The 18,390-nt window shown below is 70.2% G+C and carries 18 protein-coding genes and 1 tRNA gene; 6 read left to right on the top strand and 13 right to left on the bottom strand.

From position 1 onward, the window contains the following. Positions 1-83 precede the first annotated feature (83 nt). The 3 genes from HNR61_RS27595 (at position 84) to HNR61_RS27585 (ending at position 1,127) form a co-directional block, all read left to right on the top strand. Positions 84-239, top strand: coding sequence for a hypothetical protein (locus tag HNR61_RS27595; RefSeq protein ID WP_157419645.1), 156 nt, complete (start codon positions 84-86; stop codon positions 237-239). After that, positions 239-976: a peptidoglycan-binding protein gene (locus tag HNR61_RS27590; protein ID WP_182846121.1), complete on the top strand. Its 738-nt coding sequence runs from the start codon at positions 239-241 to the stop codon at positions 974-976. Before HNR61_RS27595 ends, HNR61_RS27590 begins: the two co-directional genes overlap by 1 nt. Before the next feature lie 69 nt (positions 977-1,045). After that, positions 1,046-1,127, top strand: a tRNA-Tyr gene (locus HNR61_RS27585). Positions 1,128-1,215: 88 nt separating this feature from the next. Here the strand turns inward: HNR61_RS27585 and HNR61_RS27580 are convergent. The 5 genes from HNR61_RS27580 to HNR61_RS27560 form a co-directional block, all read right to left on the bottom strand. Next, on the bottom strand, positions 1,216-3,195 hold the full coding sequence (locus HNR61_RS27580) for a tyrosine-type recombinase/integrase (protein WP_182846120.1): 1,980 nt from the start codon (positions 3,193-3,195) through the stop codon (positions 1,216-1,218). After that, entirely contained in the window at positions 3,192-3,428 is a 237-nt protein-coding gene (locus HNR61_RS27575) for a helix-turn-helix transcriptional regulator (RefSeq protein WP_182846119.1), read from the bottom strand. Before HNR61_RS27575 ends, HNR61_RS27580 begins: the two co-directional genes overlap by 4 nt. Positions 3,429-3,548: 120 nt before the next feature. Then, positions 3,549-3,779 (bottom strand): helix-turn-helix domain-containing protein, encoded by a 231-nt coding sequence (locus HNR61_RS27570; RefSeq protein WP_182846118.1) that lies wholly within the window; start codon positions 3,777-3,779, stop codon positions 3,549-3,551. Between the two features lie 47 nt (positions 3,780-3,826). Further along, positions 3,827-4,894 (bottom strand): bifunctional DNA primase/polymerase, encoded by a 1,068-nt coding sequence (locus tag HNR61_RS27565; protein WP_182846117.1) that lies wholly within the window; start codon positions 4,892-4,894, stop codon positions 3,827-3,829. Positions 4,895-5,327: 433 nt separating this feature from the next. After that, complete coding sequence (locus HNR61_RS27560; RefSeq protein ID WP_182846116.1) at positions 5,328-7,493, bottom strand: DUF927 domain-containing protein; 2,166 nt, start codon at positions 7,491-7,493, stop codon at positions 5,328-5,330. 623 nt (positions 7,494-8,116) lie between these two features. Between HNR61_RS27560 and HNR61_RS27555 the strand changes: the two genes are divergently transcribed. Together HNR61_RS27555 and HNR61_RS27550 are read left to right on the top strand one after the other, a co-directional pair. Further along, a complete protein-coding gene (locus tag HNR61_RS27555; RefSeq protein WP_182846115.1) occupies positions 8,117-8,392 on the top strand; it encodes a hypothetical protein in 276 nt (91 codons plus the stop codon). Between the two features lie 197 nt (positions 8,393-8,589). Beyond that, the gene (locus HNR61_RS27550; RefSeq protein WP_182846114.1) at positions 8,590-9,261 is read left to right on the top strand and encodes an Imm1 family immunity protein; all 672 of its coding nucleotides are present in this window, start codon (positions 8,590-8,592) and stop codon (positions 9,259-9,261) included. 431 nt (positions 9,262-9,692) lie between these two features. On the opposite strand, the gene HNR61_RS27545 is transcribed toward HNR61_RS27550, so the two are convergent. The 7 genes from HNR61_RS27545 to HNR61_RS27515 all read right to left on the bottom strand — a co-directional run bounded on the left by HNR61_RS27545 (position 9,693) and on the right by HNR61_RS27515 (position 16,415). Next, positions 9,693-10,052, bottom strand: coding sequence for a hypothetical protein (locus tag HNR61_RS27545; protein ID WP_182846113.1), 360 nt, complete (start codon positions 10,050-10,052; stop codon positions 9,693-9,695). A 293-nt stretch (positions 10,053-10,345) separates the two neighbouring features. Continuing rightward, positions 10,346-12,568, bottom strand: a complete 2,223-nt coding sequence (locus HNR61_RS27540) for a hypothetical protein (protein WP_182846112.1) — start codon at positions 12,566-12,568, stop codon at positions 10,346-10,348. Between the two features lie 253 nt (positions 12,569-12,821). Continuing rightward, positions 12,822-13,151: a hypothetical protein gene (locus tag HNR61_RS27535; RefSeq protein WP_182846111.1), complete on the bottom strand. Its 330-nt coding sequence runs from the start codon at positions 13,149-13,151 to the stop codon at positions 12,822-12,824. Positions 13,152-13,204: 53 nt separating this feature from the next. Next, entirely contained in the window at positions 13,205-14,170 is a 966-nt protein-coding gene (locus HNR61_RS27530; protein WP_182846110.1) for a hypothetical protein, read from the bottom strand. After that, positions 14,167-14,424: a hypothetical protein gene (locus HNR61_RS27525; RefSeq protein ID WP_182846109.1), complete on the bottom strand. Its 258-nt coding sequence runs from the start codon at positions 14,422-14,424 to the stop codon at positions 14,167-14,169. Before HNR61_RS27525 ends, HNR61_RS27530 begins: the two co-directional genes overlap by 4 nt. A 56-nt stretch (positions 14,425-14,480) precedes the next feature. Further along, entirely contained in the window at positions 14,481-14,663 is a 183-nt protein-coding gene (locus HNR61_RS27520) for a hypothetical protein (RefSeq protein WP_182846108.1), read from the bottom strand. Between the two features lie 96 nt (positions 14,664-14,759). Then, a complete protein-coding gene (locus HNR61_RS27515) occupies positions 14,760-16,415 on the bottom strand; it encodes a hypothetical protein (protein ID WP_182846107.1) in 1,656 nt (551 codons plus the stop codon). 228 nt (positions 16,416-16,643) lie between these two features. On the opposite strand from HNR61_RS27515, the gene HNR61_RS27510 reads away from it, so the two are divergent. Next, positions 16,644-17,708, top strand: coding sequence for a hypothetical protein (locus HNR61_RS27510; protein ID WP_182846106.1), 1,065 nt, complete (start codon positions 16,644-16,646; stop codon positions 17,706-17,708). Here HNR61_RS27510 and HNR61_RS27505 read toward each other — a convergent pair. Continuing rightward, positions 17,686-18,306 (bottom strand): hypothetical protein, encoded by a 621-nt coding sequence (locus HNR61_RS27505; protein WP_182846105.1) that lies wholly within the window; start codon positions 18,304-18,306, stop codon positions 17,686-17,688. The genes HNR61_RS27510 and HNR61_RS27505 overlap by 23 nt on opposite strands. Positions 18,307-18,390: the final 84 nt, after the last annotated feature.

The following is an 18,390-nucleotide window of genomic DNA, read 5'->3' as shown; positions in this document are numbered from 1 at the left end:
CCATTCCAAGTCTGCTGAACCCCACCAAAACCAGGAAAACCCCCACTACGGTCTACCGAACACAGATCGTTCCCGGAGGAACCGTGAAACCGGCCGACCGCGAAGAACTCTCCAACATGCACATGGTGGACGCGCACCCCGACGTCCACCGCGCCACCGAACCCGACGAGGAGCAGATCCTCCGCGACCTCTACGGGCCCCCCGACGCCGACGGCGTCTACCGCGGGGAGGCCGACTGATGGGAACCGCCGCCGCGATGCTCGCCGAGGCCCGCCGTTCCCTCGGCCTGTCGGGTCGCCCGAACCGCATCACCCGCGACTACGCCTCCCGGCACGGCGACGACTTCCTGAGCGCCGCCTGGTGCGACATGGCCGTCACCTACTGGGCCCGCCGCTCCGGCAACGCCAAGGCCGTCCTGCCCTCCGGCGACCGGGCCTACACCGTCTGGCACGCCCAGGACTTCCAGCGCATCGGCCGCTGGCACACCGGCACCGCGGCCAACCTGGACAAGGCGCGCCCCGGCGACATCGTCTTCTTCGACTGGGGCAACTCCAACTCCGTCGGCGCCATCGACCACGTCGGGGTCATCGAGAAGGTGCTCGGCGGTGGCCGCGTGCAGACCATCGAGGGCAACACCGGCGACGCGGTGCGCCGCCGCGTCCGCTCGGCCAGTTCGATCGCCGGCTACGGCCGTCCCGCCTACGACTCCGCGCCGGGCGGCAGCACGCCCGCGCCCAACTGGACGGAGAACCTCGTGAAGAAACTCCCCACCCTCAAACGCGGCGCCAAGGGCGAGCACGTGGAGAGCGTCCAGGCGCTCCTGCGCGCCCGCTCCCACCCCGAGGTCGAGATGGACGGCGACTTCGGCCGCACCACCGAGGACGCGGTGAAGGCCGTCCAGAAGTGGGGCGGAGTCACCGCCGACGGCGTGGTGGGACCCAAGACATGGGCCATCCTGCTGCGCGTCCACGCCTAGCCGCCCGATGTCACAACCACGCCCGGGTTCCGCTATTCTTTCCAGTGCCACCGCGGAACGCGGAGCCCCGGCGGGTTGCCCGAGTGGCCAATGGGAGCGGACTGTAAATCCGTCGGCTTAGCCTACGCAGGTTCGAACCCTGCACCCGCCACAGCACGAAAAGAGGCCCCTCACCAGGGCGAACCTGGTGAGGGGCCTTTTACGTTGATGTCCGGTTGTGTACGGCCGCGACCGGGGTTCTACGGCTGATCGGGACCTATACGGGACCCAGAATCAGAGGGGCCCCACGACCGGAACAGTAGAGGGTTACTCGCGAGCGCCTTCTGAGCGACGGCGAACTCCAGGACGTTGAACAGCACGGACCGCCGCCGGGCCGCGACGGCCGGCTGGGCGGGCTGGCCGTCCAGGCGGGTCCCGAGATGCTCCAGAACGCTCCGAAGGATCTCCACGTCCGCCAGAGAACCGACCAGGGGCGAGTGCTGTTCCACCCAGGCGATGACCTCGGCCTGGTCTCCGGGGATGTTCTCCCAGCGGTCGCGGTTGAAGGCGTAGGTGGTCAGGGCCCGGCCCAGTTGGGGTGTCGTCGGCCACGGCCCCTTGCGAGGGAGCATGGCCATCGTCACCTTGGTGAGGGCCTCGACGACGCCCCGGCGCGTTGTCGGCTTGATCGTTTCCCACTTCCAGTCGACGTAGTCCAGGGCCAGCTCACACCAGGTCACCTCCTCCAGCCGGATCGGCCACTCGACGTCGTAGTCCAGAGGCTGCTGCTCTTGCACGTCCATGCCCTGGTCCCAGCCCAGCTTGGCCAGCGCCTGGGCGACGCCGCCGGTCAGGCACTTGGCGTAGACGCCCAGCAGGACCTTGACGCTGTTGCCCGCCCACTCGGCGACCTGCGGAGGGTGGATCCCCGCGTTGAGCCAGATCGACAGGCGGGCATGCCGAAGGTCGTAGGGCCGCCTCGCCAAGGGACCCCTGACCTCATGGGGGGCCAAGACGGCTTCCCGAGTCGCCTGCCAGACCCGGCTGTAGACGCTCTCGGACAGGACGTCGCCGCTCTCCCCGCGGAACAGCCGGCCGTCGGGCGCGGTACCGAACAGAGCGATGTGCCTGCGCAACAGCTTGCACAGCGGCGGGCAGACCGGAACCGACCGGGTCTCCTTCTCGCTCCGGTGCTTGAGAGAGCGCCTCTCGCGCTTGCCGCTGTCGGTCCAGCGACCGCTCACCTCGGGGGAGGAATCCCCCAGGTGGATCCAGCCCCACTCGTCCTCATTTTCGGGAAGGTCCAGTTTGTCCTCGTCCAGCAGGACCGCTTCGCCCGGCCGGAGCCCGGCCAGGAAGAGGCAGCCGAAGAACGCCTGGAGATGCTGGCCCATCGAGCCCTGACGGCCGACCCCGTCCACCAGGGCGTGCCCCTGCACCTCGTTGACCACCTGGTTGCGCTCGACAACATCGGTGCTCTTGGGAGGCGTCCAGCTGACCGACGGCAGGGGGTTGGCGTCGAAGTGCTTCTTCTGGACTGCATATGACAGGGCGTTGTAGAAGGTCGCCCGCTTTCGCCAGTAGGTGGCGGGCGCGGCCTTCGTGCCGTCCAGCGTCAGCGAGAGCCGTCGGAGCACTTCCCTCAGCAGATCTGGATCGGCCAGCTCGGTGACATCCACTGAGTGGGCCTTCACCCAGTCGATGACCTTCACCAGCTTCGCAGGAGGCTCGGCACTACGGGCCTCACCGGTGAAGGCCCATGTCGTCAGCGCCTGGTAGATCTCGCTGTGAGCCGGTGATCGGTCCTCCCACCGCACCAGGGCCAACGTCGCGGTCCCCAGGGCCTCGGCGATGCCCCGGCGGGACTTGGGCGAGACCTCCTTCCATTTCATGTCGGCGTAGGACATCGCGAACTCGTACCACGTGGGAGGCGGGGCGGCCTCTTCCGGTTCCTCCTTCGGAATCAGAGACACCGGGAGGCCGGACTCGACGTCGAACGGCTCGCCCTCGTTCGCGGCGGTGCGCAGCTTGGACTGGAAGCTGATGGCCAGGGCGCTGTTGGTGAAGTTCTGGCTCTTGCGGTGCCCGGCGACCCGCCACCGCACCCGGTAGGAGCGCTTGCCCTTGGCGCGGTCGATTCTCTGGATGTTCTCGGAGATCCGTACTTCGTAGGAGACGGCCTGGGGGCCGGGCCCCGGCTCCTTCGTGGAGCCGGGACCGGTCTTGCGTGCGCGGGTCACGCAACGTCCTTTCGCTCGTTCAGCCACGTCTTGTAGTCGGCCAGCGCGATGCGGATCTGCCGGTTGGGCAGCACGTGGCAGGTCGGGGCCGTGCCCTTCTGCCGCCAGTCGTAGAAGGTCTGGCGGGAGATCTTCAGCGCCTTGCAGAACTCCGCCAGCGTGAGGAACTCCTCGGGCCCGTCGTGGACGGCTTTTGCGACGACTGGCCTCTTGACCATGGTCGATCGGGGCATCCTTCTAACGCTCCTTGGTGAAAGGGGTGGCGGCCTCGACGGTGTGCTTGGCGGTACGGCCGTCGGGGCCGTCGAACTTGGGGGGTTGCGCGGAGGGGCAGACTCCGCGCCTGGCGGAGGTCAGCAGACCGGGACGGCCTCGGCCTCGGCCTCCAGCAGCGCGATGTACTCGCCGATGGCGGTGGCGGGGATCAGGCGAGAACGGCCGCGCTTGACCCAGCGGAGCCGCCCCTGCTTCATCTCCTCATAGAGAATCGAGCGGCTCAGCGACAGGATCCGCATCGCGTCGGGAACGGTGTGCAACTGGATGTCCGAGGCGGGGCTGACCTCGATGGTGCGGACAGAGATCATGCGTGCCCCTTTCATGGCGGCGGTGGTCGTGGCGGCGGGTGCCCAGGTCAGTGGACCGCTGTGGGTGCGTGCCTGGTCGGTCCGGCGAGCGGGCGGGCGAGGCCGTTGTTCAGGGCGCGGTGGACGATGCGGCGGGCGAGCCGTTCGGGCAGGCCGCTGGCCAGTCCGGCGTGGACGAGACGGTCCTCGACGTCGCCGCGGTTCAGCCCGGACCAGGCCAGGAGGCCGCCGGACTTGTAGGCCAGGGCCGACAGGGCGCGTTGGCGGCCGTCGGCGAGGGCGGCCAGCTCGGTGGCGCCGTTGTCGATGACGGTGGTCAGGTAGGCGGCCGGTCGGCCGCCGCTGGCGGGTGGCGCGACCGGCGCCGGGGCCGGTGGGGAGAAGGGCCGGTCGGTGGCGACACGCCAGACTTCGTCGGCCAGCCAGTCGGGCATACGGCCCACGCGAGTGGGGGCACCGGCGATGACCTTGTAGGGGCCGTTGGCGGCGGTGGCGCCAGGAGCGATGCCGTAGCTCCATCCGGCCTTGACGTCGACCTGCCAGCCGAGCGCACCCAGCGCCTGGCGGAGGCGGCGGCCGTTCTCGACGCGGGGAGTGCGGTACCACAGGTGGCGGCCGCCCGACGGGGTGGTGACGGTGACGGGCTGGTGGTCGGAATCGGTGGGCCAGGGGCGGGAGCCGCCGCGAAGCCGGGCCAGCAGCAGCAGGACATCGCGGCCGGTGCGGATCGCCTGGATGCCGACGGGGATCTGGTCGTTGGTGAGGTGGATGCCGGGCAGCAGCTCGGTGGCCGGGTCGGCGGGGAGCTGGTCGGTGTGGGCGTCCAGGTCGATGAGCACCAGGCCGGACGGCCCGGCGGCGACGGCGGGGACGGCGTAGGGCTGGCGTCGCCACCAGGTGCGGATGCGGTCGGGGTCGGTGGTGGCGGCGCGCACACCGTGGCACCACTGGCCGTCGGGCAGGCAGGGGCAGGCGGTGTAGTTGTCGCGGCTGCAGGTGGGGTTGTCGCGGCAGTGCAGGCAGTTGGCCAGAGGCCGCTTGTCGCGGGGCGACAGGGGGAAGACGTGCCAGCCGGGCGCGGCCAGCGTCAGGGCGAGATCCAAGTGGGGGGTCATTGCGGTCCTCCTTCCGGTCGGGTGCGAAAAACAGAGGTGCGCCGAGGGCGGCGAAGGTGACAGGGGGATGCCTCGTTTCTTCCGGGAGCGTCGACGGTGGCTGCCCGGAAGAGGTGTGTGTGGTGCGGAAGGTGACAGCGGGGTGAAGGAGAGAGGCATCCCCCACCCCCGCGTGTTTTTTTGGGGTGTGTTTCGCGCAGCGGCCAGTACCGGCCCAAAATTAGGGTTGACCTGGGAGAACGCCGGTACTGCTGAGCAGTACCGGTCCCAGTACCACCCGCCCGAGGGCCCGGACCGGTACTGGGGCAGTACCAGGCAGTACCAGCGGCAGTACCACCCCGAAACTTGACTGACCTGCGTAAATAGTGATTGTTTCGGTGCTTGGTACTGAGGTACTGCCTGATGCCGCTCACACGCGCTGAAATGGGGGCGGTCAGGAACCGGTGTCGTTGGCTCCCAGGGCTTGGCCGGTGAACACCAGGCACTTGACCTGCTCGCCAGCGATGCGGCGCTTGAGCTTGTAGCGCGGGGTCTGCTTGGAGGTGGGCGGGTGTTCGTGCAGGGCGTCCATCTCGCGCCAGGTCGGTAGCACCGCGTCCAGTTCGTATCCGGCCCGGTCGAGGGCTTCACGGACCTTCTCGGGCATGAGCGCCACGGCGTTGGGGTCGCCTTCTTCCTGGGTGCGCACGCCGATCCATCCGGCGGCGGGGGCGTGGCGGTCGGGCTGGTAGAGGCGTTCGGCGTTGGTGGCGATGTATTCGGCGATGACCTCCAGGGCCAGGGCGGCGCGGTTGTCTCGGGGGTCGTTGGCGGCGAACAGTGAGGTCCAGACGTGGTCGTCGGGGGAGGGGAAGGGCACCAGGTTCCAGGTGTGGGCCAGCTCGGCGGCCAGCCGCACTACCGCCACCAGCGGGGCGCGGCGGCGGGCCAGGTCGCTGGCGCCTTGGCGGTGGATGCCGGTGAGGGTGGCGTGGCGGTCGCGTAGCCAGGCCGGGCCGTGCTCGCCCACGTAGGCGCGCAGGTAGCCGACGAAGGCGGGTCCGGCGTGGCCGTAGTTGGCGGTGACGCCCTCGCGGAAGGTCTGAGCGTCGTGCCCGGAGGAGGGGGTGTTGCCGAACGGAGCGCCTTGCAGGTCCAGCACGCGGGCGCTGATGCCTTGGTGGGTGGCGAACGACAGCGCCGAGCGTTCCCCGGTGGAGAGCACGATGGTGCGCCACCGGTAGGACTTCCACTCACCCATGCGGCCTTTTCCCTGATTCTGGGTGATCTGGTAGAGCGCCTGGGAGACGTGCTCGGGGCGCTCGGCGGTCTGGGTGTCGTCGAACAGCACCGGCACGCCGTTGCCAGCCAGCGCCAGGCGGGCCTGGTAGGCGGTGCGGGTGGAGGCCCAACTGGTGATGGCCCCGCCAGCTTCGTCGGGGTTGGCCCAGCACGACAGCCCGGCCTGGGCGGCGGTGGTCTTACCGGAGGTGGAGCGGCCGCCCAGATTCAGGGTGAACGACCCGACCCCCAGGATCTCCAGCAGCGGCGCGGCCAGGCCCGCGTACAGGGCCATAGCGGCCAGCGGGTAGCGCCCCAGGATCTTGATGGCGTCCTGCCACTCCGACAGGGTGCCGCGGGCGTGGTGGGCCTCCAGCGCGCGCTGAAGCTGAGGCTCGACGCCGTGGATCTCATAGGGGGTGCCAGAGGCGACCACGAACTGGCCGTCAGCCTGCCAACCCAGGGAACGGGCGATGGTGACCTCGTCGATCACGTCGGTGTTGGCGGTCTCCACGGCGGCCAGCCACCGTTCGGCGGCCTTGGCGTCGGCCTCGGTGACCGGCAGCCCGAAGTCGCCCAGTTCCTTGACCAGCATCCGGCCGCTCTTGGCCTTGCCGCGCGGAATGATCCGCCACTGCCAGCGGCCGCGGTTGAGCCAGACCAGTTTGACCATCTGTTCTCCTTCGGGGTCGGTGAACACCTGGGTGACCGCCAACGGCGCCCAGGTGATGCGTTCGGGGTCGCGGTTGCGGGGCTCGATCCAGATCCCGTCGGGCGAGATCGTGTAGGGATCGGGCACCCGGTAGCCGTCCGGGAGCGGGCAGCCCGGCAGCTCCAGCACGCTGGCCAGGCCGCGGTCCTCGGCGATGGGAGCGGTGAAGGTGACGCCGTGCTGGCGTAGCCACTCGGTGGCGGCCGCATCGTCCAGGGGAGCGTCCTGGGCGGCGCGCTCCAGGTCGGCCACCACCGACCGCAGCGTGCGATCGTCGGGCGGTTCCTGGTCGGGGTGGGCTTTGCGCCACAGGTAGCGGGCCTCGGCGCACAGATCACGGCGGCCCGCGGCGTTGAAGCGAAACAACCGGCCACCGTTGCCACTGCCGGTGTCACTGCTGGTGTCGGCGTCGCGGGCATAGGGCCAGCCGCCGTGCTCGCTGCGACGCAACTGCAGGTGCTGGCGTAGCAGCGCCAGGGCACGGTCGCGCTTGGTGGGCGGCCGCTTGTCGGCGGGCTGGTCAGCGACGTCCAGGTCAGGTGCCGGGGGGACGGAGGAAGGGGAGGAGAGGCCGTCAGTGATGGGGTCGTGGGGGCGATCGTCGTCGTTGTGATCACGTGTGCTCATATGCGACCCTCCTGGTGATTGCGTGTGCAGCAGCAGGCCCCGGGGCATCGGGGCCTGCTGCTTTTTTTGCGGGGTGTGTCGATGACCACCGGCAGCGGCGGTCTGCAGCGGTCGCGGCGGCGGGGTGGCCGGACGGCGTCGTGCAACTGCCACAACGCGACCGCCTCGGCGGGGGCGTGCGGGTTGAGCGGCCACAGGGCCGGCGCGTCTAGACCCCCGTCGGGGACCAGGTGCTGGATCAGCGCCTGCAGGGGAACCGCCGCAGCGACCAGCTCGCCGGTGTCCACGTCTTCGACTGGACACAGGGTCAGCTGCTGCCGCACTGCCTGAGCGCGGTGGTCGGCGGTCGGCCGGGACGCCGATGACCGCCAGGATCGGCGGGAAGCCCTCTCGGCACGGGGCGCGGCGTAGCCGGTGACCTAGCTGGGGATCGATCCGGGTCTCGCGCGCCCGCGCGTTTTGGCCTGTGAATCCCGGTCCGAAAAGCAAGCGGTTCAGCGAAGAGGGATCGCCGTTGATGCGGCCTGGCAGCAGTGAAGCTTCCGCTCAGCCCAAGAGGGCTCGCGTGTGCGCCACCCCTAAAGCAGTCGTGACGCGCGCAGCTCAGTGGCACGATCGGCTCTATGAGCAGCGATGGGTCTCGATACTTCGATGGCCAGAGCACAGCCTGGCAGCTGATCTGGTTTGGTCCCGACGAATGGGTCGCAGGAACCTTCCCGGTGACTCGCGAGCAACTCCTCCAGCTCCGCCATCTGTTCGACTATGGCGACGATGAGTGGTTCGCCCGCACCTACCCCATCGAACCCCACCACTGGCCCACGCTGCTCCGCGTTTTGTCCTGTCCAGAGCCCGCGCCAGAGTACAACTACTTCATCGAGGGCTATGCGACAGACCTGTGAAGCCGTTTTCCGAGGATTCAGCCGTTCTCAGCCGCCTCTGCGAGTTCCGACTAGCAGACAGGTCGCTCTACCAAGCTCTGACTGGACCTCGCGCGCCCGCGCGAAGACGGCTTCGATCGGTCTGTGAAGGCTGGGTGCAGAAATTGGCGCTCGGGACTGGTTCGAGGTCTGTCGGATCATGCGAAAGTGGGCAGGCCATGTTGATCCTCAACGCGTCCATGGGGCACTCGCGGTACTTCGGCATGTCGTGGCCGCAGGCGGAACGGCTGCTCAACGAGGTGGCTGAGAACCGGCCGGACATCGAGTTTCCCGAGCCGGAGCCCGTCGGTGACGGCAGCGTGCCCGCACACTTCCTGGCCGCGACCACGGACCTCACTCGGTCGACCTTGCCCTACGGCGGCACCCAGGCGTCCTTCACACTGAACGCCCCGCACCGGGGGCCGCGCTGGGAGGAGTGGGACAGCATCCTGGACATCACGATCAACGCCAGAACCGGCTACGGCGCGCTGCGGTGGACAGTCTCTGCTGACACCACGGTGCCGGTCGCCCCCGAGATCGCCGAACACCTCTGGCTGTCGGACAACCCCATCCCGCCCCGCATCGACCCCAGCGTGTTCGCCGACCCCTGGCTGCCCAGCTACCACCATCCCCACAGCGCCCTGCCAGTCGCCCAGATCCGCGCCGCCGTCGAAGAGTTCTGCCGCAGCCGCACCGGGCAGCGCCCCGCCTGCATCGGCTGGATCCCTGGCGAATGGGCCGGCCACCGCCTCGACATGCCCCGACCCCCACGCAAGGCCATAGAACTGGCCACCCCTGGTGTGCCTGGCGACCCATGGGCCCAACAGTCCCTAGAACCACCGACTCACTGACAACCTCCTGGTATTTGGCAAGTAGCGCCATTTCCTGCACCCAGCCTCCTCGCGGTCCGATCTCGCTGAACGTCCTGAGTTCCTGACTGGGATTCACAGAGCGGAAAAAGTGGAGGCCAGAGCGTTATAGCGGTTCTAGCTGCGAGAGGTCGCACAGGGGACCTGTGAGGGGCCGGGCCGCGGGTCAGCGGGTGCCGAGAAGGGCTTGTGCGGGGCTGGCGTGACAGGTGGGACGTGCAGAGGCGAAGAAAAGCCCGGACGACCGCTGCGTGGGGTCGTCCGGGCTGGAGTGTGGTAGCGCTGTGAACCCGCTGGGAACGGGTGTGGATAGCGGTGTGATCTGTCCTCGGGCTGGTGGGCGGATGGGTGAGCCCGCCGTCGACCAAAGCCTCGACGGTGTCGGCGGCGCGGGACGGCGGCCGGCGCGATGGTTAGCGGGGCAGGTTGCGGGTGGAGCCGGTGGGGTGGCGGGCTCCGGGACGCAGCTGGCGGCGGGTGCCATTGCAGCGGGGGCAGATCCGCATGGCGTCGTTGAACATCGCCGAGCGCTGCCAGCCGGTGCCGTTGCAGCGGCGGCAGGTCCGCAGCGGGTAGCGGGAGGCGTCGATGAGGTAGAAGATCCCCCACAGCAGCCCGAACAGCAGCAGCAGGAAGATCAGGCCGCCGGAACCGGTGGCCTCGCCGGACTCGGGGACGCCGGGCGTGCTGGTTGGGGTGGGGGCCGGGGTGAGCGTCGCGGTGACGGTGGGGGCGGGCGAGGCCAGAACCGAGGGCAAGAGCGGATCGAGCATGGGCTTCTCCTGAAGGCGTGACAGAACGCACGCAGTTGGCGAGACGCGGGCAGGGACGTGTGCACGGCCGTCTGGGCGTGGGAGCACGGACAGCGCACGGAGGCGGCCGCACCGGTGTGGTGGCGCGGCCGCCTCCGCGTGATGGTGACGGGGAGTGAGGGGCGGAATTGTCTAACGGGAACTGTCTCAACCAGCTCACCGATGGGGGATTGGGGTGGGCTACGCGGGCGCGAGACGGTTAATGAGACAGTTCAGTGAGACAGTTGGTGATACGGTTCGCCCCCGCCCGATGACTACGGTTTGTGATCGCCGAGCGGGGTGTCGGCGAGGTGGTAACGGGCGGCCTTGCCCTTGCCGATGCGCATGAGGATCTGGTTCTGGCAGAGCTTGCTCAGCCATCGGGACACGGTGGGCGTGGAGTTGCCCAGGTGCTGGATGATCTCGCTGCGGCGGGCACCCTGGTCGCCGCGGGAGGCCACGAACTCCACGATGGCCCGCTGGGCGGCGGGGGGCACGGAGGTGAGGTCCAAGGCCTCCTTGTTGGCGATCAGGTCGTCCATCGGAGTGGGGGTGGCGGCCGGTTCGGGCATCTTGGCCAGATGCCGTTCGATTCCGGCGACCAACCCTTCGGCGGCTTGGGTGATGGCCTGGTCGTCGTCGGGATCGATGCCGAAGCTGCCGTCGCCGCCGCGCGGCGGCCTGGCCGCCGAACCCGACGCCGGACCCGAGGCGGGGTCGGAGGGGGGTTCGGGCTTGGCCGGCGGGGCCGCGTGGTGGTGGGTGGGCGGGTCGGTGAACATCGGGTCGGTGCCGCCACCGGTGGACGCCGAAGGGCCTCCGGCGGTGACCATGTGCCGCTGGGGATAGCCGGGGAGCTGGGCGGCGATGTCGGGTTCGAGGTGGGCGTCAGGGCGGCCGCGGCTGGCGGCCAAGTGCCGGACGGCCTTGAAGTCGCTCAGGTCGCGGATGCGTCCGGCCTGCCAGGCTCCTCCGTCCTTGACCAGCAGGGCGACGCCCTTGACGCCGGGGGCGTAGGTGGACATGTCCGGGACGCCCAGGGTCATCCAGTCGTCCAGGGCCTTGGTCATCTCGTAGGTGTTCATGACCCGCAGCACGATCTTGGTGGGGGCGTTAGCCGAGCCCTCCTTGCTGCCGGTCTGCTGCTGGACGTTGCGCTGCCCGGCGCTGACCACCACGATCCCGGCCGAACGGCCGGCCTGGTGCAGGCCGTCCACGATCGGCTTGGCCTCATGGGCGACCTCGGAGGCGGTTCCCAGCAGCTTGGCCTGCTCATCGATGATCAGAATGATGACCGGGGCCTCGGAGCTGGGGATGTGGTTGCCGCCACCGTTCTTCCGCGAGCGTTCCTCAGCGATGGTTTCCAGCCACTGCAGGATCTGGATGGCCTTGTCTTCCTCGCCGATCCCGGCGGCGGCGTCCAGGACCTCACCCCACAGGTGGGGGATGGTGCCCTTGCGCAGGTCGATGGCGACCACCAGCACGTCGCGGCACTCGTTGGCCTGCTCCACGATGTTGGACAGCACGACCGTCTTGCCCGCGCCGTTGGTGGCGATGATCTGGACGTGCCGGGCGCCACCTTCGTCGAAGACCACCAGCTCCAGGTCCTCGCCGGTCTCGGGGTCGGTGCCCAAGACGAACGGACCGTCCAGGATGGACCGGCAGCCCTTGGTCGGCACGCCCACGGCCGGGGCGGGGTTGAGCGGGATCCCGGCGGCGGTGAGGGCCGCCTCGGCGGAGGTGTCGGCGGCGTCGGCGGGGGCCAGGGCCGGGTGGGTGATGGGCTGTCCCCAGGGGTCGCGCAGCTGCAGGGTGATCCACAGGATGCGGGCGTTGGAGGGCTGACCGTTCAGCCGGACCTGGTTGGTGCCGATGCCATACAGGCGGGCGATCTGTTCGGTGAGGTTGCCCGACAGCAGCCGCGACACCGAGGGTGCGTCGGGGGAGGCGCCAACGTCGACCTTGAACCGCACGCCCACGTGGGTGGGTTCGGTCTTGACCAACCGGGTTCCGGCCAGCTCGGTGGAGGCGGCGATGGTCTGCCACTGGGCCTGCTGGGCGGCCAGGGCGCGGCGATGCTTCAGGACGTCGGACCAGGTGTAGGCCGACCAGGTTGCGGTCGCGGTGGCGGTGTAGGCCAGCAGGGTGGGCAGGTTGGTGATGCCGGTGTGGGCGGCGGTGGCCAGCCACACCGGAACCCCGGCGGCAGTGGCCGCCAGCGTCGCCGAGTAGCGGGGCGACTCGTGCTGCTTGTAGGTGGCCACCCAGGCCGCCAGCGCGGCCGGGGGCGCGAACGCGCCCAGCAGCAGGGCGTCGGCGGCGTACTGGTGGGCCAGGTGCCCGACTGGGTAGAGGGCGGCCAGCCCGGTGCCCAGGCCGCGGGTGTCGGGCGACTGGCGGACCCATCCGACATAGCCGTGCACCGCCGCGCGGGCCATGCGCCCGATCCAGGAGGGGCGGGATTGTGCGGCGTAGTACTCGGCGGGCACCGGAATCACCGGGTCGCTGTGGTCGGACCACGCGGCCGGACCACGACCACGACCACGGCTGAAGGGCCCGCGACCCTTGCCGGGGCGGCCGGGGTGGCGAGGGGCGGGGCGGCCAAAGCCGCGGGAGGAACGCGCCATAGGAGATCACTCCTTCGCAGGATCTGCAGGTTGCGGGGGCACACGAAAAGCGCCGCTGCACCGCCGGAGGAAGTCGGCGGCGCAACGGCGTAGCGAGCCAGATGGAATGAGACGGACAGGTGGGTCAGGCGGCGTTGCGGCCGCCCAGGATGCGGATCCCGGCCGCGGCGATGTCGCGGGACTCCTCGAAGATGTCGGCGAAGGTCGTCGCGGCGTTGCGGGCGTTGTAGGCGGCCTCGTGCAGCTCCTCGGCGGCGGTCGTCCACTGGGCGACGATCGGGGCGGGCATGCGCCGCCTGATCAGGTCGTTGCGGTAGTCCTCGACCAGGTCGGCCAAGGCGGCCAGCAGGTGGGCGATGCCCAGGGTGGTGGAGATGAACTCGGCGTCGGACTCGGGCGGCTCGAACACCACCTGGTAGCGGCCGTGGCGGCGTCGGGGCAGGGGTTGGGGCATCGGGGACCTCCGTTGGTCGGTGCGGGGATGATTCAGCGGAGCAGGGGGAGAGGTCAGGCCGGGTCGTCGCCGGTGAACTTGATCCCGGCGGTGGCCAGGTCGATGGCCTCTTCGAAGATGACCTCGAACACCGTCGCGCCGCGCTGCACAGCGGCCGAAGCCTCGGTCATGTGCTCGCCGATCAGCAGCAGGGGGTTGGTGACGGCGGCGGGCATGCGGCGGATCATCACCTCGTCGGTGAAGTCCTCCACGGCCGCGGCGAACCCGCGCAAGAACTGCTGCAGATCGATGCTGGTCTCGATGAACTCAGCGTCGGAGGTGGGCGGGTCCATGTTGATCGGCGGCCCGGCCGCCCACACCCGAGCGCGCGCCCGCCGCGCCCCGGCCGCCGCGGTCCCCGTCCGGGGCGGCGCGGCAGACGGCGAAGCAGGCCGGGCGGCAAAGGGGCCGCCGATGGGGCGCGGTGCGGGTTGCGGGCCGCCTCCGGTCTGCTGGTCGGGAAACAGCGGCGGGGGCGTGCCCTGGCGGCGCGGCGGGCCGGGCCGTTGCGCCGCACTCCCAGTGGCCGACGCGGAACCGGCGGGCCGCGCCCGGTTGCCCTGGTCGCCGTTGTCACGGTTACGGCGGGGGAAGGCGATGACGGCGCGGTCGGAACGGTCGCGTCGTTCCCAGCGACGCTCGGCGGCGCGGGTGGCCCACCGTCCGGCGCGGCGGCCCTGGCGACCGGCAGCACGGCCGCCGTGGCCAATCGGGCGGGCGGTGCCGCGCACGACCTTGCCGATGGCACGGCCGCCCAGGTCGGCGATGGCGTCGGCGAGCTGGGTCTCTTGAGTGGGCGGACCTCCGGCCGACTTCCACGCCTTGACCAGCAGCGACGAAGGTTGCGGGTCGGTCCAGCCACCGGCACGGCCCGGCTGGGTGCGTCGGGCCGGGCCGGTGGGGTGGGCAGCGCGGGCCTGGCGGGCGGCATGCGTCGCGCCCGCGAACGCCGCGCCCCCCAGAAACAGCAACTCGATCACGGCTGGTGGTCCTCCTTCCGCGGCTTGGCGGCGGGCGAGTCGGCGGGCGGGGCGACAGCCGAGGACTGACGCAGCTCGGCGATGGAGACGAACAGCATCAGCGCCACATACAGCCCCCACAGCGGGGCGGCCACGGTCCAGATCGGCCAGCCCAGCACCGCGTGCGCGGCGCCGGGCACCGCCAGCAGGAACGCCACCGCGCCCAGCGAGGGGCGGTTGCGGCCCATCTGCACGGCGACCGCCCGTGCCGTCATGCGTGTGCCGGGAGGCGGCGACGTGGAAGGGGTGGGCGAGGGCGAGATGGGGTGGGTCATGACAGCCACCCGTCGAGCTGGCTGGAGAGACCCCGCAGGATCTTCACCAGCGGTTCGCCGATCGGGGTGGAGGCCGCCAGCAGCCCCCAGGAGATCAAGACGAACGCAAGGAAGTTGTTGATCTGACGGGACCAGATCAAGATGAACAGCCCGCCGGTGAGCACAGCGAACAGGGCCATGAGGGGATCTCCTAACAAGTGATGAGCCCCCAGGCCGAATGACCCGGGGGCGGAACCGGAGCGGAGACATGCGGTCTTCGCCCCCGGGGGGATGAATCAGGCAGCGGTGATGTGCTTGCTGCGGATCTTTTGGACCAGGTCCAGTGCGGCGGGTTTGCCGATGCGCATCGCACGGGCGAGTTTCTCGGCGGGGATGGGCCGCCCGTGCTCGGCGCGGTATTGGGCGTCGATGGTGCGGGCCTTCTCCAAGCGCTCATGTGGCGAGGTTCGGACCCGCTTGCGCTTGCGGGTCCGGCGCGGTTTGGACGGCTTGGGGACCTCCTTTCCCTGGTCGGTGTCGGCGGGATGGTTGGTGTCGGCGGACCGGTCCGATGCCGGGTCCGCATCCGGGGCCGGGACCTGACCGTCAGAGGGCGCTGGGACCTGGGTCCGGTCACGGGCGGGTCCCTGGTCGCCGGGCCGGTCGTGGACCTGGTCCGCTGCAAGACCTATGACCAGGTCCGGCACCGGGTCTGGCACCGGCTCTGGCACCGGCTCTGGCACCGGGTCCGTGGCCTGCTTGGAGAGCTGGCCTGAGACCGGGGCCGGCGGGGTGACCGGGTCGGGGGTCGTCTGAGCTGCGGAGTCGTCGGGGTCTGCCTGGCGGGGCGGGGCGATGCCCAGGCGGGCGCGCAGCGCCGCGGCCGGGGCCGCGCCAGGGGCGTGGGCCATGGCGCGGGTGATGTCGCCCTCGGCCAGCTGCAGACCGAACCGGTCGGCCAGATACTCCTGGACCTTGGCCGACTCGAACCCCAGCGCCACCAACTCCTCCTCCGAGCGGGGACGGCCGGCGGGCGGCAGAAGCGCCTCGGTCGAAGCCAAGGGCGCCGGGGCGGGTTGCCAGGGGGCATCCAGGTTCAGGTCGGCCAGGTCCGAGGCGTGATACAGCAGGCTGATTTGGGCCAGCAGGATCTGCTGGCGGGCCGGGTCGGTGGCCAGGTGGGCGTGTTCGACGGCGGCGTCCATCGCCTTGTCCAGCCGGGCCAGCGCCCGCGCCAGCGTGCGGGGCTTGGCGCCTGCGGCACGCAGGATGCGGACCTTCTTGGCGGCCTTGGCCAGACGGGCCAGGCGGCGGTGGACATCGACGTCGGAGGCGGTACGCCCAGTCGGCTCAGCGACCCCCAAGCGCACCAGCAGCCGTTCGGGGGTGAGCCGCCAGTGGATACGGCCGGTGCGGCCGGTGGCGCGGCGGCGGTCGGCGGCCAGGCCGCGTTCCCACAGCCAGGCGGCCACCAGCGGGGCCGCCAGGCGGATCAGGGCCTGGCGGACGCCGTCGGCGTCGCTGGCCGACAGCACCGCCGACAGCACGGTGAACACCCACACCGCGACCCCGTCGGCTCCGGCCGAGTGGCTGGCGGACTCGCGGACGTTGCGGCGGGCCCGCAGCGCCGAGGTCACCATGGCGACCTCGACGAAGGCGAACAGCGCCACCCGCAGCGGGATCGGCAGGTCCAGCACGTCGCCGAAGAACTTCCACATGCCGGTGGCGGCCACGGCGGTGGCCAGGCACGCGGCCAGCACGGTGGTGACGTCCTCCAGACGGGCGCGGGGCGCGGTATGCGGTTCCGGAGCCGGGGCGTCGGGGCGGCAGACGCGAAGGGTGCGGGCCAGGGCCCGCAGGCCCCAGGTCAGGAGAGCCAGAGCGCACAGTGCAGCCAGGCCGCCGCTGGCCAGCACAGCCAGGCCGGGGGCGCGGGGAAGGTCGGGCAGCATCAAAGATCACCTGTTCGAAGGGGCGCCCGGCCGTCACGGCCGGGTGCTGGGACGGCGAGCAACGATCGGGAAAGGACTGCCGTGGCCAGCGGAGGCTGGCCACGGCAGGACGCCGGCGGGCGGCCGGTGGTGGTCAGCGGCGGTTGAGGAGTTGACGGCGGCGGTATCTGCCTGTCGATCGCCCCGTTTGAAGCCGTCTGGGGTGTTTGCCGCTTTGAGGGATGGCTCATGGCGCATCAGGAACCCGAGTTCTCCGCTGCCCTCACTCATGCGTTGACCGATGCGGTGCTGGTGCAGGCGAGCGCGAACGAACTGGACAAGTACAGCGAGTTGGCCGACCAGGCCGGGTGCGGGCTGGTGGTCACCGGCAAGGACGCGATCGGCGGATTGCGGACGATGCGCCAAGCCGGGATGAACGCGCCGGTGCTGGTCGACCGGCGTCGCTATGCCGGGAAGCGGCGGATGCCAGGGACCGCGCCGCTGACGGCCTCATGGCTACAGGCGCAGTATGAGGCGGGTGCGACAGCCATACTGACCGACTCGGGCTATGTCGGCTGCGGTGATGAGCCGGCACTGGATGCGGTGCTCAGCCAGACAGCCGCCTATCAGCGGCGATGGGACGGTAAGGCGACGCTCTGGGCGGTGTTGCCGCTGCATCAGTCCTGGTTGCGGGGACAGCGGGCGACCCTGACCGGCTACCTGCGCCAATACCGAGTGCCGGTGGCGCTGGTGCTGGAGCACGCCACTGACCCGCTGGGCACCCAAGTCGCGGTGCAGGGGCTGGTAAAGGTGCTAGATGCGCCGGTGCCGGTGGCGTTGCTGTGTACCGACGTCTCAGCGTTGGGAGCGCTGGCGTTTGGTGCGGTGTTCGCTGCGGTCGGGGTGCGCACCAGCCTGCGGCACCTGTATCCCCAAACTGAGAATGGTCCGCGGCCAACCGGAGTGACCAGCACGTTGGTGGACCCGGTGCTGTCGATCGTGTCGACCAACAAGATCGCAACGGCTTATGCGGCCAGTCCTGATGACCAGGTGTGGCAGTGCTGCTGCGAGTACTGCCACGGCCGTGACCTGACCTGGCTGGCCACCGCCGGGCAGGTGCAGGCTAACCACCACACCTTCACCGCGCTGCTGGCCCGCCGCGAGGAGATGGAGCTGATCCCTCGTGGTGACCGCCGCCGCCGATGGTGGCGATCCTGTTGCAGTGATGCGTTGTGGAACTATGACGCTCTGCAATTGGTGGAGCGACACCGATGGACGGTTCCGGGGTTCCTCAAAGCCTGGGACGCGGGGTAGCCGCTGACGCGGACACCGAAGCGGAACTGGATGATCGCGCGTCCAGCACGGCCTGGAAAAGATGTTCCTCCACCAGCCGGTGCACCCAGGTCCCACGGCCAGTGGCTCGCCGGTCGGGTGGATGCACCAACTGCAGGTCGCCGCCTGAACCATCCTCGCTCCAGCCATGGCCACCGCATGGCCGAGGGATCGGCGAGGCCAGCGGGTCGACCGCAGGGTAGTGAGCGATGACGCCGAACCCCTCCACCAGCGCGAGCATCGTCAGATGGCTGGACCGGGCTTGCGCGGGTGGCACGATCGCCACTCGTGGCCCGAAGGCCACAAACCCGCCCAGCGGGGTCAAGGCTCCGTGCCAGGTCCGCCGTGCCGACAGCGCTCCGTCGATCTGTACCGGCGCGGACGCGGCGGCGAAATCGGTATCGGTGGCCAGCACGAACCGCAGCGTCATCGGGTCAGTGACCGCGGCCTGACCGTTTCGCAGGCGATGCTGGCCGGCCTCGGTGAGGCGGGCCGCCACCCACAGCCGACAGCCGAGCACATCGACCTCGACAGGGGAAGCGGCCCAGCCCAGCAGAGCCGCCGCGTGCTCCATCAGCATCCGGGAAGTGTCGTTATTCAAGATCCTCGACATCAGTGCCTCGCAGAGGGCGGCAGTCACAAACATTCGGGCGAACAACACGGG

Origin of the sequence: Actinomadura kijaniata (genome assembly GCF_014138665.1) — a bacterium.
In the GTDB taxonomy this organism is placed as follows: domain Bacteria; phylum Actinomycetota; class Actinomycetes; order Streptosporangiales; family Streptosporangiaceae; genus Spirillospora; species Spirillospora kijaniata.
Note: the sequence above shows the minus strand (reverse complement) of the source record. Positions and strands in the feature narration are given on the sequence as shown.

Bases quoted from the DNA above. Each gene is read 5' to 3' on its own strand.
- HNR61_RS27590 (WP_182846121.1), top strand. From the start codon at position 239: ATGGGAACCGCCGCCGCGATGCTCGCCGAGGCCCGCCGTTCCCTCGGC.
- HNR61_RS27575 (WP_182846119.1), bottom strand. From the start codon at position 3,428: ATGCCCCGATCGACCATGGTCAAGAGGCCAGTCGTCGCAAAAGCCGTC.
- HNR61_RS27570 (WP_182846118.1), bottom strand. From the start codon at position 3,779: ATGATCTCTGTCCGCACCATCGAGGTCAGCCCCGCCTCGGACATCCAG.
- HNR61_RS27565 (WP_182846117.1), bottom strand. From the start codon at position 4,894: ATGACCCCCCACTTGGATCTCGCCCTGACGCTGGCCGCGCCCGGCTGG.
- HNR61_RS27560 (WP_182846116.1), bottom strand. From the start codon at position 7,493: ATGAGCACACGTGATCACAACGACGACGATCGCCCCCACGACCCCATC.
- HNR61_RS27555 (WP_182846115.1), top strand. From the start codon at position 8,117: ATGAGCAGCGATGGGTCTCGATACTTCGATGGCCAGAGCACAGCCTGG.
- HNR61_RS27550 (WP_182846114.1), top strand. From the start codon at position 8,590: ATGTTGATCCTCAACGCGTCCATGGGGCACTCGCGGTACTTCGGCATG.
- HNR61_RS27545 (WP_182846113.1), bottom strand. From the start codon at position 10,052: ATGCTCGATCCGCTCTTGCCCTCGGTTCTGGCCTCGCCCGCCCCCACC.
- HNR61_RS27535 (WP_182846111.1), bottom strand. From the start codon at position 13,151: ATGCCCCAACCCCTGCCCCGACGCCGCCACGGCCGCTACCAGGTGGTG.
- HNR61_RS27525 (WP_182846109.1), bottom strand. From the start codon at position 14,424: ATGACGGCACGGGCGGTCGCCGTGCAGATGGGCCGCAACCGCCCCTCG.
- HNR61_RS27520 (WP_182846108.1), bottom strand. From the start codon at position 14,663: ATGGCCCTGTTCGCTGTGCTCACCGGCGGGCTGTTCATCTTGATCTGG.
- HNR61_RS27515 (WP_182846107.1), bottom strand. From the start codon at position 16,415: ATGCTGCCCGACCTTCCCCGCGCCCCCGGCCTGGCTGTGCTGGCCAGC.
- HNR61_RS27510 (WP_182846106.1), top strand. From the start codon at position 16,644: ATGGCGCATCAGGAACCCGAGTTCTCCGCTGCCCTCACTCATGCGTTG.
- HNR61_RS27505 (WP_182846105.1), bottom strand. From the start codon at position 18,306: ATGCTGATGGAGCACGCGGCGGCTCTGCTGGGCTGGGCCGCTTCCCCT.